General features: G+C 68.8%; 14 protein-coding genes, 1 tRNA gene and 1 pseudogene. 3 read left to right on the forward strand and 13 right to left on the reverse strand.

All coding sequences use genetic code 11. The features are described from left to right. Positions 1-266: 266 nt before the first annotated feature. The 4 genes from ACO1BU_RS26735 to gcvA all read right to left on the reverse strand — a co-directional run bounded on the left by ACO1BU_RS26735 (position 267) and on the right by gcvA (position 4,577). The gene (locus tag ACO1BU_RS26735) at positions 267-464 is read right to left on the reverse strand and encodes a hypothetical protein (RefSeq protein WP_424139023.1); all 198 of its coding nucleotides are present in this window, start codon (positions 462-464) and stop codon (positions 267-269) included. Then, the gene (locus ACO1BU_RS26740; RefSeq protein ID WP_424139024.1) at positions 461-1,882 is read right to left on the reverse strand and encodes an amidase; all 1,422 of its coding nucleotides are present in this window, start codon (positions 1,880-1,882) and stop codon (positions 461-463) included. Before ACO1BU_RS26740 ends, ACO1BU_RS26735 begins: the two co-directional genes overlap by 4 nt. Next, a complete protein-coding gene (locus tag ACO1BU_RS26745; protein ID WP_424139025.1) occupies positions 1,879-3,504 on the reverse strand; it encodes an ABC transporter substrate-binding protein in 1,626 nt (541 codons plus the stop codon). The genes ACO1BU_RS26740 and ACO1BU_RS26745 overlap by 4 nt, the downstream gene beginning before the upstream one ends. Before the next feature lie 107 nt (positions 3,505-3,611). Beyond that, positions 3,612-4,577: a transcriptional regulator GcvA gene (gene gcvA, locus ACO1BU_RS26750; protein ID WP_424139026.1), complete on the reverse strand. Its 966-nt coding sequence runs from the start codon at positions 4,575-4,577 to the stop codon at positions 3,612-3,614. 291 nt (positions 4,578-4,868) lie between these two features. Here gcvA and ACO1BU_RS26755 point away from each other — a divergent pair, with 291 nt between their 5' ends. After that, positions 4,869-5,732 carry an aspartate dehydrogenase gene (locus tag ACO1BU_RS26755; protein ID WP_424139027.1) on the forward strand — a complete coding sequence of 288 codons (864 nt, stop codon included), beginning with the start codon at positions 4,869-4,871 and terminating at the stop codon, positions 5,730-5,732. 294 nt (positions 5,733-6,026) lie between these two features. On the opposite strand, the gene ACO1BU_RS26760 is transcribed toward ACO1BU_RS26755, so the two are convergent. Then, positions 6,027-7,121, reverse strand: a complete 1,095-nt coding sequence (locus ACO1BU_RS26760; RefSeq protein WP_424139028.1) for an AI-2E family transporter — start codon at positions 7,119-7,121, stop codon at positions 6,027-6,029. Between the two features lie 99 nt (positions 7,122-7,220). Here ACO1BU_RS26760 and selD point away from each other — a divergent pair, with 99 nt between their 5' ends. Both selD and ACO1BU_RS26770 read left to right on the forward strand, forming a co-directional pair. Further along, on the forward strand, positions 7,221-8,267 hold the full coding sequence (selD, locus tag ACO1BU_RS26765) for a selenide, water dikinase SelD (protein ID WP_424139029.1): 1,047 nt from the start codon (positions 7,221-7,223) through the stop codon (positions 8,265-8,267). 103 nt (positions 8,268-8,370) lie between these two features. After that, on the forward strand, positions 8,371-8,709 hold the full coding sequence (locus ACO1BU_RS26770; protein WP_424139030.1) for a hypothetical protein: 339 nt from the start codon (positions 8,371-8,373) through the stop codon (positions 8,707-8,709). Positions 8,710-8,722: 13 nt separating this feature from the next. Here the strand turns inward: ACO1BU_RS26770 and ACO1BU_RS26775 are convergent, their stop codons facing one another. From ACO1BU_RS26775 to fdxH, 8 genes and pseudogenes are all read right to left on the reverse strand, one after another. After that, positions 8,723-9,103 (reverse strand): hypothetical protein, encoded by a 381-nt coding sequence (locus tag ACO1BU_RS26775; RefSeq protein ID WP_424139031.1) that lies wholly within the window; start codon positions 9,101-9,103, stop codon positions 8,723-8,725. 14 nt (positions 9,104-9,117) lie between these two features. Then, a tRNA-Sec gene (locus ACO1BU_RS26780) sits at positions 9,118-9,213 on the reverse strand. A gap of 69 nt (positions 9,214-9,282) precedes the next feature. Next, positions 9,283-11,154: pseudogene (gene selB / locus ACO1BU_RS26785) on the reverse strand (selenocysteine-specific translation elongation factor); the annotation flags it as partial. Then, positions 11,151-11,936 (reverse strand): tetratricopeptide repeat protein, encoded by a 786-nt coding sequence (locus ACO1BU_RS26790; RefSeq protein WP_424139032.1) that lies wholly within the window; start codon positions 11,934-11,936, stop codon positions 11,151-11,153. The gene ACO1BU_RS26790 and the pseudogene selB, both read right to left, overlap by 4 nt. Then, positions 11,923-13,323 (reverse strand): L-seryl-tRNA(Sec) selenium transferase, encoded by a 1,401-nt coding sequence (selA, locus tag ACO1BU_RS26795; protein ID WP_424139033.1) that lies wholly within the window; start codon positions 13,321-13,323, stop codon positions 11,923-11,925. The genes ACO1BU_RS26790 and selA overlap by 14 nt, the downstream gene beginning before the upstream one ends. Before the next feature lie 3 nt (positions 13,324-13,326). Beyond that, positions 13,327-14,250, reverse strand: a complete 924-nt coding sequence (fdhE, locus tag ACO1BU_RS26800; protein WP_424139034.1) for a formate dehydrogenase accessory protein FdhE — start codon at positions 14,248-14,250, stop codon at positions 13,327-13,329. A gap of 43 nt (positions 14,251-14,293) precedes the next feature. After that, complete coding sequence (locus ACO1BU_RS26805; RefSeq protein WP_424139035.1) at positions 14,294-14,974, reverse strand: formate dehydrogenase subunit gamma; 681 nt, start codon at positions 14,972-14,974, stop codon at positions 14,294-14,296. Continuing rightward, positions 14,974-15,636 (reverse strand): formate dehydrogenase subunit beta (gene fdxH, locus ACO1BU_RS26810; RefSeq protein ID WP_424139036.1); only part of this gene is annotated, 663 nt, incomplete at its 5' end. The genes ACO1BU_RS26805 and fdxH, both read right to left, overlap by 1 nt.

Consider the following 15,636-nt stretch of genomic DNA (forward strand, 5'->3'; position numbering starts at 1 on the left):
GTCAGTTTCATTGACGGGCGGCTCGTCCGACGAGGTCCTGCCGGGGCGATACTCCGGACATCACAGGGCTCACGCGGCGTTTGCACGCATGCGATACAGACCTCCTGGACGATATGCTTCATATTAAGGCGGCCCTTGATTCTCGCCGGCCCGCCTGTTCCGTCCTGGCCTGAAGCTGCCCTGGATGAGTTTTCGCGCGGTCGGTAAGTCCTGCGGCGGCGCCCGGCCCCACTCCCCCACCTCCGGGTCTGCCTCCGGCTGCTGCCCTAAACTTTCTGCCCCAGCCGTAGAACGCCCGCCGGCTCCGCCGAAACGGGCAGTGGCGCGCGGACCGTCTCGGCCGCCTCGTCCAGCGCCACTACCAGCTCTGTGAAGGGAACGAGATCCTCTGGCGGCATCCGCAGCCCACGGGCGCGGAGGCGATCCTCCATCGACAGGCCTTCCATCTTCCCCTCTCCGCTCATGCCGCCACCGCCTCCAGTACCGGGCGCCGGTGGCGGGTGCCCAGCGCGCGCTCCACCGCGTCTCCGATCCGCAGCACGACATGGTCCTCGAAGGGGCGGCCGGCGATCTGCAGCCCTACGGGCAGTCCTTCGGGCGAGAAACCATTGCAGACCGAGAGTGCGGGGCCGCCCACCAGGTTGAACGGCCGCGCGAAAAACGCGGGCGGCACGCCGGGCGCGAGCGAATCCGTGCCCAGGGGTTCGGCCGTGCCCCGGGCCGTTGGGAAGATGACGGCGTCCAGCCCCTCCATCGCTTCCAGCGTCCGGGCGATCAGCAGGGCGCGGCGGCGCTGGGCATGCAGGTAGTCACTGGCCGTGAGGAAGGCGCCAGAGGCGAGGCGGCGGCGGCCATAGGCGCTGTAGCGCGACGCATCCTCGCGCAGCCAGGCCTCATGGATGGCCCAGGACTCCGCGCGGGCGATGATGTTGCCCGGGGCGCCATAGTCCTTGAAGGATGGCAGGGTCACGTCGCGCAGCTCCGCGCCCAGCTCCCGCAGAACGCGGATCGAATCCTCCATCGCGGCCAGCACGGGCGGCGTGCAGGGCACGTCCTGCTCGAAGAAATGGCGCACCACGCCGATCCGCAGCCCGGCCAGCGCGTGCCGCCGCCCCTCCGCGATCGCCCCCATAAAATCCGGGACCGGCACATCCGCGCTGGCTGGGTCATGCGGGTCGTGGGCCGCCAGCACGCCCATCATCAGCGCGCAATCCTCGGCGGTCCAGGCCATCGGCCCGGCATGGTCCAGCGACCAGGAGAGCGGCAGAACGCCCTTGCGGCTGACCAAGCCATAAGTCGGCTTGTGACCGGCAATGCCACACCAAGCCGCCGGGTTGCGGATCGAGCCGCCAGTATCCGAGCCCATGGTGCCCGGCAACAGCCCCGCCGCCACCGCCACGGCGGAGCCGGTGGAGGAGCCGGTGGGATCGAGGTTCCGGTCCCAGGGATTGCGCGCAGGCGGCCAGGGAAGGTCGAAGGAGGTGCCGCCAATGGCAAATTCCCAGGTGGAGAGCTTTGCCGGAATGACCGCCCCTGCCTCGCGCAGCAGGCGGACCGTGGTGGCATCCTCGGCCGGCACATGGTCCCGCAGCACGGCCGAATGCGCCGTCGTGCGAATGCCCGCCGTCTCGTAGATGTCCTTCAGGCCGATCGGAATGCCGTGCAGAGGGCCGCGGTAACGGCCGGCGCCAATCTCCGCCTCCGCCGCCCGGGCCTCCGCCATTGCCCCCTCCTCCAAGAGGAGAAGCACGCTGTTCAGCCCGCCATCCAGCGCCTTGATGCGCGTGACGCAGGATTCCAGCAGCTCGACAGGCGAGAGTGCGCGGGCAGCAATGAGGCCCGCCAGTTCGGCCAGGCTCTTCTCGTGAAGTGAAGTGCTCATTGCAGGTCCACCGTCGTCAGGTCCTGGAACCAGGATTGGGCCGAGACGAAGCCGCGCACCCGCCGCGTCATGGCGCGCGGATTGAGATCATGCACGACATAAAGCCAGGGGGCACCATCCACCAGCCGCTCATGGGCGCGCGTGACGGCGGCGTTCACCTGGGCGGGATCGGTCGCGGTCTCCACTTCCTTGAAGGCAGCGTCGAACTGCGGATCGACCCAGTGCCCCGCATTGGAACCGCGTGGGGAGATATTCGCGCCCAGGAACCACCGCCCCATCTGCGAGGGGTCCGAGGAGACAAGGGAGATGTTCAGCGCATCCGCCCCGAGCCAGCCCGCCTGATCCGGCGCGGCGCGCAGGCCGCCGAGCAGCGTGTTCCATTCAACGACGCGGAACTCGACCTGCACGCCGCAATGCTCGCGCAGTGACTCCTGCAACGCCTCATTCATAGGCTGCGGCAGCATCTGGCCAGAACCCGATGTGGATATGCCGACCGTCAGGCGCAGCGGCCGCTGCGGCCCATAGCCGGCCTCGGCGAGCAGCGCCTTGCCTCGCGTGGGATCGAGCCGATAGGCGTTCTGCGGGGTACCGAAGAGCGGGTTGGACTTGTTGTAGAAGCCCACAGCCGGCTCCGCCGTGCCGTTCAGCATCGATACCAGCCCGTCGCGGTCAATGCAGTAGTTCAGTGCCTGCCGCACGCGGACATCAGCAACCGGGCTACCCGCCTTGCCGGCCGCGAAGACCCAGGGCCAGACATGCGGGTAGGAGTTGGTGACGATGTTGAAGCCCGCCTGGCGCAGCGGCTCGATGCCGTCGGGCGGCGGCACCTCGATCCAATCCACCTGCCCTGAGCGCAGCGCGGCCAGGCGGGTATTCGCCTCCGGAATCGGCAGCAGCACGATCCGGTCCAGCTTCGCGCGACGCGTCGTGTCCCAGTAATCGTCGTTGCGGGACAGTTCGACGCTCTGCCGCGGCGTGAAGCGGGATATGCGGAACGGGCCCGTGCCGGCCGCGCCATTCACCGCCACCTTCGCCCAATCGCGCCCCGCATCCTCCCACGATTTGGGCGATGCGAAGAGGATATAGACGGAAAGATAGGGGAAGTAGGACATCGGGCGCGCCGTCTCGATCTCCACCGTGCGGTCGTCGATCTTGCGGTAGCTGGCAAGGCCCGAGACGCGGCCGCGCACGATGGCGGCGCCCGCCGGTTCCGCCTGCGCTGCGCCGTCACGGAAGAAGCGGTCGAGGTTCCAGATCACCGCATCCGCGTTGAGCGGCGTACCGTCGTGAAAGCGCACACCCTGGCGCAGGTGGAAGCGCCACTTCTTCGAATCCGCCGGGTCCTGCTCCCAGCTCTCGGCAAGTCCGGGGCGAAGGCCGGCCGGCACATCGGCGCGGGACAAATCCCAGAGCGCCAGGCTTTCAAAGATCGGATAGCCGAGAAAGCGCGTGCCCTCATAGCCGTTATTCGGCATCCCCGTGGTGGTGGGCACGTCGGAGGCGGTCATCGCGATCCGCAGGACCTTCCCGGCCGGCGGCGCCGGCTGCGCTGTCGCTTGAGGGGGTGGCGCGAGAAGACCCAGGGCCAGCAGGCCGGCGGCGAGGAGGCGTGTCTTGCTCACGTCGTGTCGTCCTTGCAGAGGAGCGGCGTTGATGGGCACCGCCAATGACAGTGCCCCGAGCAAAACCCATGCCCGGCCGGATGGCGCCCGCCCCCGCGCGAGCCGCCTCAGGCCTCCTTCGGATTCGGCGAGGTCTGCCGCCCCTCGGCCAGAAGCCACAGGCGGAATTGCTGGATCGGCCGGGTCTCGCGCTGCTGCCTCCGGCACAGCACATAGTAGGAGCCCTCACTCTCGACAGAATGATCAGTCGGGACGATCAGCTCGCCATTGGCGATCTCCCGCTCGGCGAGGGCGCGCGGAACCAGGGCGATTCCCTCCCCGTCGAGTGCTGCCTGCACAACGGCGAAGAAGTGGCCGTAGGCGGACGCGTCCCGCGTCGGCGGCGAGGTCAGCCCAAAGCTACGCAGCCAGTCCGGCCAGGCACGCTGGCGGGTGGCCATGTGCAGCAGCGGATAGCGCAGGAGGTCAGCAGGTTCCGAGAGGATATCCCCTTCGCGAATCAGGCGCGGGCTGCAGACGGGAACCAGCACGTCGGGCATCAGCAGGTCGGCATGGACCGAACTCCAGTCTTCCACCATCTGCAAGTCGATACGGGGGCGGTCGGTGGTGGTGCCGAGCTCCGGCGGCCGCCCGACGCGGATCGCCAGGTCGATGGCATCGCGCCCGAAGCTGACGGGTGCGATAGAAGTGACCATGTGCACCTCGGTCTGCGGATGGGCCGCGGTGAAGCGGGGCAGGCGCGGCACCAGCCAACGCATTGCGAAGGTTGGCAGGGCGCTGACGGTCAGCACGTCGCGCGTGCGATTGCTGGTCAGCCGTGCCCCCGCCTGCTCGATCCGGTCGAAGGCGTCGCGCGCGGCCTGAAGGTAGTCCTGCCCCTCCGGGGTGAGCTGCACCGCACGGGTCATACGCCGGAACAGCAGGACCTTCAGCTCGGCCTCGAGCGTCTTGATGTGCCGGCTGATCGCCCCCTGGGTGACGCAGAGCTCATCGGCCGCCTTGCTGAAGCTGAGATGGCGCGCTGCCGCTTCGAAGGCGCGGAGCGCATTCAAATTGGGCAGAAGACGCGACATGGGCGCACCCCAAGGACAAGGGTTGGGCGTGAAGCACGCAGTATAGGCATGCCGCCCCCCGATGCCACGCTACCCCGGCCCGGGGGCTGGCTGCATGAGCGCGCCTCATCTATGGGCAGGAAAAATGGTTTGTACGGGCGCGCCGGCCACCTGATCTTCACCTTCGGACCACGCTGCGGGTCCGAATGGCGGCTTCCCGGCGCCGGCCGTCAGCCGACACGCCCCGCAGAGGACCGACCCGCCGCCAGATGCGGCGTTCTGCACAAGCCTGATTTGGGAGTCACGCTTCACATGGATTTTGCCCCTACTCTTGACGCCCCGCCGAAGGCGGCCGGCGCGCCCGGGCAGCCGCCCCTGAGGGTCGCTGTCGCTGGCCTGGGCGCGATCGGCCGGGCGCTCGCCGCGAAGCTGACGCAAGGTGCCATCCCCGGCGTGGAGCTAACGGCCGTTTCCGTGCGCGACCAGGCGAAGGGTCAGGACATCCTGGACAGCCTGGGCTCGCCTGCGAAGATCCTGCCCCTGGAGGAGCTTGCCGGGGCCGCCGACCTGGTTGTCGAGTGCCTTCCCGCCCCCGCCGTGGGCGCGCTGGTTGCCTCGGTCCTAGAGGCCGGCAAGAAGGTCATGGTGCTGAGCGTGGGCGTCCTGCTCTCCCGCCCTGACCTGACGGCCCTGGCGGAGCGGCATCGCGGGCAGATTATCGTGCCGACTGGCGCGCTGATCGGGCTGGACGCCGTGACTGCCGCGGCGGAGGGCCAGATCGAGTCCGTGCGGATCGTGACGCGCAAGCCGCCCAAGGGTCTGATGGGCGCGCCCTATCTCGTTGAGAAGGGGATCGACATCACCGGTCTTACCGAGGCGAAGCAGGTTTTCGCCGGCACAGCGCGCGAGGCAGCGAAGGGCTTTCCGGCCAATCTGAATGTTGCGGCGGCCCTGTCGCTGGCCGGTATCGGGCCGGACCGCACGCAGCAGGAGATCTGGGCCGACCCGGCCATGACCCGCAATCGTCACGAGGTGACGGTGGTGTCGGACTCCGCACTCATGCAGATGGTGATCGAGAACATCCCGAGCGAGAACCCGAAGACCGGCCGCATCACGGCCCAGAGTGTCCTTGCCGCCCTGCGGAAGATCAACGCGCCACTGCGCGTGGGGACCTGAGTGCAAAAAGCCGGGGGAAGCTGCTCCCCCGGCTTTTTCGTTTACCCGGCGGGCTGAAGCTCGAACGCAGCCGGCTCCGTGCCCGTCGGAACATGCCGGGCGGGGCGCAGCCCTTCATCATCCCAGGACATGTTTGCCTGCCCGGCATGCACCGGGCAGGCCGAAGAGCCCTCATGCATCTTCTGAGGAAGTGAGAGGCTGATCGGCTCATCGCAGATGACAACCGCCCCGGCCGCTTCGGCCCGGCGTAACCAGCCGGTGCCGGCGGACAGCGCGGCGCGGAACCATCACCGCTCAGCGCCCCGAGCCTTCCTCCACCGCTGCTGCGTCTCCAGCCGCATCACGCCACAGCAGCACCAGCACGGCCATCACGGCCGGGCCGATAAACAGGCCGATCAGCCCGAAACCCTCGACTCCACCCAGGATGCCCATCAGCACCCAGAGGAAAGGCAGTCGGGTCGCACCACCAATCAGCGCCGGGCGGATCACATGATCCGCGAGGAAGAGCACCACCATCCCAAAGGCGAAAACCCCGATCGCTGCCACGGTGCTGCCCGACCCGAGCAGCAGCAGGGCAGCCAGGCCGAAGACGAGCGGCGCAGCAAAGGGAATCATGGCGGCCACCGCCGTCAGCGCGCCCAGGAGCACGGGATGCGGCACATGCGCCACCGCATAGGCGAGGCCGAGCAGCACCCCCTCACCCAGCCCAACCAGCACAAGCCCGCTGACGGTTCCGCGCACCGAAGCTATGGCCTGCAGGGCCAGCCGCTCCGCCCCGGGGCCGAAGAGCCGGTCGGCCACCCTCCGCGCCTGCGCCAGCAGAACCTCCCCATCTCGCAACAGGAAGAACAGCGCCAGCAGGGTGAAGCCGAACACCACGACGCGATGCATCAGCGCACCGCCGAACTCACGCCCAAGGCCGATCAGTTCACCCTGGCTCATCCGGTGCAGGAAGCCGACCCCGGCCTGCGGCGCAGCCAGGCTCTCCCTCCACCAGCCAGCCGCCCAGGAGCCGACCAGGGGAAGTGATGAGACCCAGCCCGGCACTGGCGCGCCCTGTGCCTCGGTCTCGCGCAGCCATCGCAGCACCTCGCCCGCCTCGACGCCAAGTTGCAGCGCGGCGAGGCCTAGCGGCAGGAGGAACAGCACGGCCAGCCCGAGCGTAACCAGGGCCGGCATCAGCATGCGCGACAGCGCCACCCGGCCCTGCTGGGCGCGGCGGAGGAGCGGCCAGACCGCGATGGCCAGGATCACCGCCCAACCCAGGGCCGGAAGGAAGCCGCGCAGGATCCACCCGCCGAGAAGCACCAGACCCAGACAGACCAGCGCGCGGGACAGGAGTTGAAGGCGCGGCGGAAGCAGCGGGGCTGGCGGGGGAGCCTGTTCCATGCCGCGGACGATGCCGCACCGGGTGGGGAAGAGCCATCGGGCGGTTCACTCTTTCCGTGCTAATCTCGGCCCCCTGACGAACCGAAGCACAAAGACGCCATGCACACCCAGGCAATCCGGCTGACCGAACTGGCTCATGGGGGCGGCTGCGGCTGCAAGCTGGCCCCCTCCGTCCTCCAAAGCCTCTTGGCCGATCAACCCATGGCCGCGCCGTTCAGGCAGCTTCTCGTCGGAACTGAAACCGCCGATGACGCAGCCGTCTGGCAGGTGGATGAGAATCTGGCCGTTATCGCGACGACGGATTTCTTCATGCCGATGGTGGACGATCCCCGGGATTTCGGGCGGATCGCCGCCGCCAATGCGATCTCGGATGTCTATGCCATGGGCGGAAAGCCCATCATGGCCCTGGCCATCCTCGGCATGCCCATCGGCAAGCTGGAGCCCGAGACCGTCCGGCAGATCCTCCAGGGCGGCGCCTCGGTCTGCGCGGAGGCAGGCATCCCCGTGGCGGGCGGCCATTCGATCGATGCGCCGGAGCCAATCTATGGCCTGGCGGTTATCGGTCTCTGCCGGCCTGACCAGGTGCGCCGCAACGCCGGCGCGCAGCCGGGCGACGCGCTGATCCTCACCAAGGGCATCGGCGTCGGCATCTACTCGGCCGCGATCAAGAAGGAGGCGCTGCCGGAAGGCGCCTATGAGGAGATGATCGCCTCCACCACCCTGCTGAACCGCGTGGGCGGAGAACTGGCGGGGAACCCGGCCGTGCATGGCATCACCGATGTGACCGGCTTCGGCCTTCTGGGCCATGCGCTGGAGATGGCACGGGGCTCCGGCCTGACCCTGTCCATCCGGCTCGACGAGGTGCCGCTGCTGCGCCACGCCGCCCCCCTGGCCGAGCAAGGCTTCATCACCGGGGCTTCCGAGCGCAACTGGGCCAGCTATGGCGCGAGCATTACCCTGCCCGCGAGCCTGCCGGACTGGCGCCGCAAGCTCCTCACCGATCCCCAGACCTCGGGCGGGCTCCTGATCGCCTGCGCTCCGGAGGCCGCGGCCGGGATTGCGGAGGGGATCAGGGCCGCCGGCTATCCCTTGGCGCGTGTGATCGGCGCCGCCACCGCGGGCGAGCCCCGCGTGGCCGTGGCGTAGAACCGAACCCGGAGAGGACTGAAAACCTTCCCCGCGCGCCAGCGCTGTTAGGCGAAACGGCAGGGCGGCAGCCCTGCCCATGCCAGATGCGGAGGGTGGTGAGATGCGTTTCCGACCGGAGTTGATCGCCTGCCTGGCAGGCCTTGCCCTCGCCCTGCCCGCCTTCGCCCAGGACCGGCCGCCCTCATCGCAGAGCCTGACCACCGGCACTGGCTGCCAGCAGGCGAGCCGGGCGGAGGCCGCGACCCCGCCGGCGCGCAACAGCGGCGATGGCACCGCCCCCGGCAATGCGGGGTCCACGGGCTGGAGCGGCGGCACGGGCGGGTCCCATATCGGCACCAATCCGAGCGGAGCGACCAGCGCTTCCCAGACCTGGCATTCGCCCACCGCACGCGGGCTCGACCCTATCGCCAGCCCCGCCCCGCCAGCCTCGACCTGCTAGGCGGGCCGCCGCCTCAGTGCGGCTTCATCTCCTCGATCCGGAGCCGGAGGCCATCCGCGTTGAAGAACTCGCCTTCCCGGATCAGGGAGCGGTCCTCGTAGAGCTTCCGCATGAGGGAGCCGAGCCGCGCCTTGGCTTCCTCGTCCCGGACAAGCCCCTCACGCCCGGCGCGGAAGAACACGGCGCCGGACCAGTTCACCCCGGCGCTCTCGAAAAGCCGGACCATGTCGGGCCAGCGCGTCTCGTTACCGACCACATGGAGATAGGCGGAGCGAAGCGGCTCAACCGTCGTCTCCGTGATCCGGACGAGTACAAAAAGCATGGTGAAGGACCCGGCCTCGCCATAGGTGGCCAGGATCCAGTCGTCGAAATCGGTTTCGGCGGGTGCGGTCATGCGGAGGTCCGGGATGGCGGAAGAGAATGGGAGTCGAACCCACCCGGGACAGTCTCGCTGCCCCACCCGGATTTGAAGTCCGGACGCCCCACCGGGGACGCTTCTCCTCCGTGCCCGTCAGGCGCATCGGCGGATGACCGGAACAGGTCCATCCGGTACGGATTTATGCGGCGCAGGTCCCCCCGGCGCAAGGTGACGCCCAGCCGGTCGAAGAAATCCAGGATCTGGATCGCCACCTTTCGCCCATTATCCATACGATCGCGGAAGGCCGCGGCGATGATCATGCCGTCCGGCGCGTGGGAGGCGACGTCGCGGGCGATCTCCACCATCTCGGAGGTCGTGGCGCGGAGGAAGAAGTGGTCATGGGCAATCTGGTCCACCCGCCCCAGCCGCGCGCAGAGCTTCAGCACACGGCGGATCTCCGGCTCCGTCGCCCCGGCCAGGGGCACGAGGTCGCGCACGCGCGGCGGACGGAACCGCGCCTCGCCGCCGAGCAGCGGGGCGATGCGCTCATACAGCGCCTCATCCTCCGGGTTGAGCCGCACCTCATGCCCGGGCAGGCGGAGGAAAGCTCCTTCGAGAACCACCGCCCCGGCCCGGGCCAGGCGGTCCAGGGCCGCCACGAAGGCTGGAGCCGGCAGCCGCGGGGTCAGCAGCATCCGCAGGCGCTCCCGCCCCATCCCCTGGAGGTCGGGGTTCTCCTCATGGAAGCGGCCGAGTTCCTCCGACAAGCTTTGCCGGAAGGCATCCCACCGGTCCTGTGACAGGGCATAGCGCCGCCCATCGGCATCCAGCACGACCGCACCGGCCCTTGCGGCCAGCGCCTCGCCTTCCGCCTCGTCCAGCGCGTGATCCCGCGTGAAGCCACGCAGCTCGATCAGGAAAGGCGGCAGGTCCAGTAGGCGGGTGAACGCTTCCGCCACGCCCGGCGCCGAAAGCGCCGCAAGCTGGGCGAGGCGCTCCGGGGTCCGGCGCTTCCGGGCGGGGGCGCGCAGATCCAGGAAAATTCCGCCACCAATCGTCCGCTGGGCCGAGACGTCGCGCAGGATGAAGCGATCCCCCGCCGCCGCGGCGATAGAACGATCCAGTACGAGCTGCACCATCGCGTGGCCGCCGGGCTCGGCCGGGCCGCTCAGCGGCACGAGACGAATACCGACCTCGGCGCTCGCATGGTGCAGCCGGGCGGAGAACCACTGGCCGATCGGCTTCGGCTCGGTTGCCAGGGCATGGAAGCTGGCATCGATCCGGTCCGCCGGGGCGTGCAGGGCGGGGTCGAGCACCATGTCGCCCCGGCTGATCGCCTCCTTGCTAATCCCCTCCCCCGCGAGGTTAAGGGCGCAGCGTTGCCCGGCCAGCCCGCGCGTCGCGGGCCGGTTCTGTGCGTGAATGGAACGCACACGGGCCGCCAGCCCGGACGGGCTGACCATGACCTGATCACCGACGGACACAGCGCCCGAGAGCACGGTGCCCGTCACCACTGTTCCGGCGCCGGCCAGCACAAAGCATCGGTCCACCGAAAGCCGGAAGCGGGCCCCCCCCCGCGGGGCCGCTGTCTCCTCCTCAGCCCGGGCCAGCACCGTCCTCAGCGCGTCCAGCCCCTCTCCGGTCCGCACCGACATAGGCAGGATCGGCGCATCCCGCAACGCTGTCGGTGCCAGGATCTCCCGGACTTCCTCCGTCACCTCCGCCCGGCGCGCCGCATCGGCCAGATCGGCCTTGCTGAGCGCCACCACGCCCCGACGGATGCCCAGCAGATCCAGGATGGCCAGGTGCTCGCGGGTCTGGGGCATAACCCCGTCATCCGCGGCCACGACGAGCAGCGCGAAATCGATGCCTCCCGCGCCCGCCAGCATGGTGTGAACGAAGCGCTCATGCCCGGGAACATCGACGAAGCCCATTACGCGCTCGCCCTCGCCCGCATAGGCGAAACCGAGATCGATGGTGATGCCGCGCGCCTTCTCCTCCTTCAGGCGGTCGGTCTCGACGCCGGTAAGGGCGCGCACGAGCGCCGTCTTGCCGTGGTCGATATGACCGGCTGTCCCGATGATCATGCGAGCGGCTCCGGAAGCGGTTCCGCAGCCTGGCGTTCGGCCTTGGCAATGGCCTCCGCGCTCAGACTGGCCCGCACGGCCGGAATGAAGGGACGCGCGAGTGCGCTGCCGCCCGTTTCGGCGCGGAGAAGCCAAGCCAGTGCCGCAACGCCATCGGCCCGCACGCCAGCGCCAAGATGATATGCGGCGCCCAGCATGGCCTGACCATCAGCATCCCCGCGCAGAGCCGCCATGCCCCACCAGCGCGCGGCTTCGGCCACATCGCGCTCCACACCCATGGCGTGGTGGTAGAGCATACCCATCCGCGTCATCGAGGACGCTACGCCGGCCTCTGCCGCCGCCAGGGCCCAGCGCCGGGCCTCCTGCGGGTCCGACGGCATCACCTCACCCTCCAGCAGCATCCAGCTCAGCATGTCCTGAGCAAGCGCATCGCCACCCTCCGCCGCGCGGCGATACCATTGGGCCGCACCGGCGAAGTCCGGCTCCACACCCTCGCCTCCCTTGAACAGAAGCGCCGCCAGGTTGCGCTGGGCGGGTGCGTATCCGGCCTCCGCCGCCGGGGTCAGCCAGCGCAGGGCCAGGGGCGCGTTTTTGGGAACCCCCAGCCCCTCAGCGAAACAGGCCCCGATATTGGCTTGGGCGCGCGGCTCGCCCGAGCGGGCCAAGGGTTCCCAGAGCGACAGCGCCAGGGCGTAGTCACCGGCGCGGAAGGCACTGACGGCCTGCTCCATCGGATCGGGCGGGGGCGCGGCGCGGCGCCGCAGGCGGTCAAGCCAGGCCATCGGACAGGGACAGTTCCGAAAGGCTGGCGAGAAAGCCCGCCTCGTCGGTCAGGCAGCGCAGGTCGAGCACCAAGGCGCCGTCGCGGAGACGCCCGATCACCGGGCGCGGCAGGTCCCGCATGGCGGCCACCAGCCGCTCCAGGCTGCGACCGCTGGACGCGGTGATCCGGAGCCCGGCGCTCGGGATGGTGTCCAGTGGCAGGGCGCCGGAGCCGATCTGGCTCTGGCAGACACAGACCTCCACGGCGAAGTCCGGCGGCAGAAGCTGCTCCAGATGCGGCGCCGCACGCCGGGCCTGCGCCTCGATCTCCGGCGCCTTGCGCGCCAGGAGATGCAGGGTGGGCAGGCGCTCGGTGAGCCGATCGGGATCGCGGTACAGCTTCAGCGTCGCGGCCAGGGCGGCAATGCGGATCTTATCGACCCGCAAGGCCCGCTTCATCGGATTGCGGTTGATGGCCGCGATCAGGTCACGCCGTCCGACGATGAACCCGGCCTGCGGCCCGCCCAGCAGCTTGTCGCCGGAGAAGGTGATGATATCCGCGCCTTCGGCCACCGCCTCGCGCACGGTCGGCTCCTTCTTCAGCCCGTAGCGCGACAGATCCACCAGCGTGCCGGAGCCAAGATCGTTCAGCATCGGCAGGCCTGCCTCATGGGCGATCGCCGCCAGTTCCGCGCCGCCCACCTCAGCCGTGAAACCCTCGATACGGTAGTTGGAGGTGTGGACCTTCAGGATGAGGCCCGTCTCGGCGTCGATCGCTGCCCGGTAATCCTTCGCATGGGTCCGGTTGGTGGTGCCGACCTCGACCAGCCGGACACCGGCGCGCGCCATGATGTCGGGCATGCGGAAGGCACCGCCGATCTCGATCAGCTCCCCGCGCGATACGATGGCGCCCCGCCCGGCGCCGAGCGTGTTCAGCGCGATCAGCACGGCCGCCGCATTGTTATTGACGAGGGTGGCGTCCTCCGCCCCGGTCAACTCGCACAGCAGGCCGCGCAGATGGTCGTCCCGCTCGCCGCGCTTGCCCGTGTCCAGATCGAATTCCAGCGCCACGGCATCACGCATGGCCCGAGTAGCCGCCTCGATGGCGGCCTCGGCCAGGAGGGCCCGGCCGAGATTGGTGTGCAGTACCGTGCCGGTGAGATTAAAAAGGGGCCGGAGGTTATAGCGGTCCCGTGCTTCCAGCCGGTCCGTGGCGAGCGCGGCGATCTCATCCCCCGCTGGTACAGGGCGGCCTTGCAGGGCGGCGGCGCGCAGTTCGGCCAGAACTTCCCGCACCGCCGCCGTCACCTGAATGCGGCCGAAGCGCTCGATCACTGGAACGCAGGCCGCCAGACCCAGGACGCGGTCCACCGATGGAAGCGTCCGGAGAACCAGCTTGTCTTCCATCGGTCAGTAACCGATCAGGAATGGGTCGAAGCCGGCGCGCCGATATTCCGTGTCCTGCATCAGCAGGTCGAGCCCGAGGCTCGCGACATCATCCGCGACCGCCTCAAGCGATGGGTTTTTGTTCTGGTAAAGGATCTTCACCCAGCTACGGCAGGAATCGCAGGTTTCCGCCTTCACCGTCGCTGCCTCGCCCTCGCCGGCAGCCTCCTTGTAGCCCACCCCCTTGGTGGAGCCGCAGGACAGGCACTTGATGCGGACTTCGTTCCAGCCCGTGCCGCAGAAGGAGCAGACGGCATAGCGCGCCCCCTCGGCACCCTGATGGCCGACCACCACGGAGGAGACGGGTGGGCCGCCGCAGACCGGGCAGAGCCCGGTTCCGATCGGAACCAGCCGGCCAGACTCCAGCGTCGCGGCCAGCTTCGCCGCATGGATCTGCGTGGCGGCGGAAAGATAGAGGTGTTGCGACAGGCTCTCGAACGGAATGGAGTCGGCCATGACGTTGCGGAGCATCGCATCCCGCATGTCGCGCGAGACCTCGCGCAGCCCTTGCAGCGCCTCCGCGGCCTGGGGTGGCTTCTCCACGGTTCCAATGGCGTCAAGGAAGCGGTCCACCGTCTCCTGGAACCCCGGAGAGGCGGCCATGACATTCCGATCCAGCGGCGGCATCTGGTTGTCGCGCGCGCGCGACACCTGCTCTGGAGCGACGGGCTCCGGCACCGGTAGATCTTCGGCCAGTTCCGCCTGCACCCGCGCCAGCCGGGCGAGGAAGCGCAGGTAAGGCGCCAAGGCGCTGCTTTCAGCGAGGCCTTCGAAGCGCTCGGCCCGCCGCGCAAACAGGCGCGGCGGGTCGGGCAGCAGGGCGAAGGGGGCCTTGGCGAGACGCCCGATCGCGGAAGGATCGGGCTGGAGCTGTTGAAATCCGGACATGTCACCTCAGCGGGCCGAACCGGCCACGCCCCTTCAGAAACCGCTATTCGGCGGGACCGATCTTCCGCTGCCCTGCCAGTTCACGCAGCCATTTGCGATGATGGCGCCAGGCCCATCCGCCGGTCACCGTGCCCCGCGTCATCGCCCGCAGCGTGCCCCGCGTCCAGATGGCCGCATAGACGTGCAGAATGAAGATGCAGATGATCAGCACCGCCGAAATGGAGTGGGTCAGCACCGCAACCCGCTTGGCCGGAACCGAGAAATACTGGCCGAAATACTGATCCCAGATGACGATACCGCTGGCGATCAGCAGGAGGATCAGGAAGCTCATGCTCCAGAAGATGAACTTCTGGCCGGCATTGTACTTCCCGAGCTCCGGCAGGTTCTCCTCGCGCCCGCCGACCACGTCGCGGATCTTCGACAGCCACACCCAGTCCACCCGCGCCGGCAGGTTCGCCTTCCAGAGCTGGAAGAAGAAGACGAAGAAGCTGACGAAGAGGACGACGCCGATCCAGGGATGGAAGGCCCGCGTGTTCTGCCCGCCGCCGAACAGCCCGGTGAGGAAGTAGAGCGAGGGCGTGAACAGCGCGAGGCCCGAGATCCCCAGCAGGATCAGGCTGAGCGCCGTGATCCAGTGATTCGCCCGGGCCGCCGGCCCATAGCGATTCACCGTGACAGGCTTGCCCGGGTGAATGGCATCCCCGGGTTGGATACGCTCCACCATCAGGCAGGCTCCTGCGTGGCAGGCTTGGGCGGCGGCACCGGCTTGCCCTCTACGAGCTTCTCCGCGTTCTCCTCATCCTCATGCGAGACGCGGTTCGGCTTGGCGAAGACGCCGTGGATCAGGCTGCCGGCCGCCAGGAAGCCCATGGCGGCGAGGCCGACATACTTGGTCACACCCTTCCAGGTCTGCACCAGCGGCGAGATCCGGGGCTCATCCGGCAGGCCGGCATAAATATGCGGCTTGTCGTTGTGGTGCAGCACATACATCACATGCGTGCCGCCCACTCCCGGCGGGTCGTACAGGCCCGCATTGGTGTAGCCGCGGGACTTCAGATCCGCGATGCGGCCCTCGGCATGCCGGATCATGTCCTCCTTGGTGCCGAAGACGATGGCATGGGTCGGGCAGGCCTTGGCGCAGGCCGGCCCCTGCCCCACCGCCACGCGGTCGGAACACAGGGTGCACTTATAGGCGCGGTGATCCGCCTTCGAGATGCGGGGGATGTTGAAGGGGCATCCCTTCACACAATACCCGCAACCGATGCAGTTCTCGTGGATGAAGTCCACGATGCCATTGGTGTACTGCACGATGGCGCCGGGCGCGGGGCAGGCCTTGAGGCAGCCCGGATCGGCGCAATGCATGCAGCCATCCTTGCGGATCAGCCA

The sequence above is a fragment of the Roseomonas chloroacetimidivorans genome (assembly GCF_049629625.1).
GTDB lineage: Bacteria > Pseudomonadota > Alphaproteobacteria > Acetobacterales > Acetobacteraceae > Roseomonas > Roseomonas chloroacetimidivorans.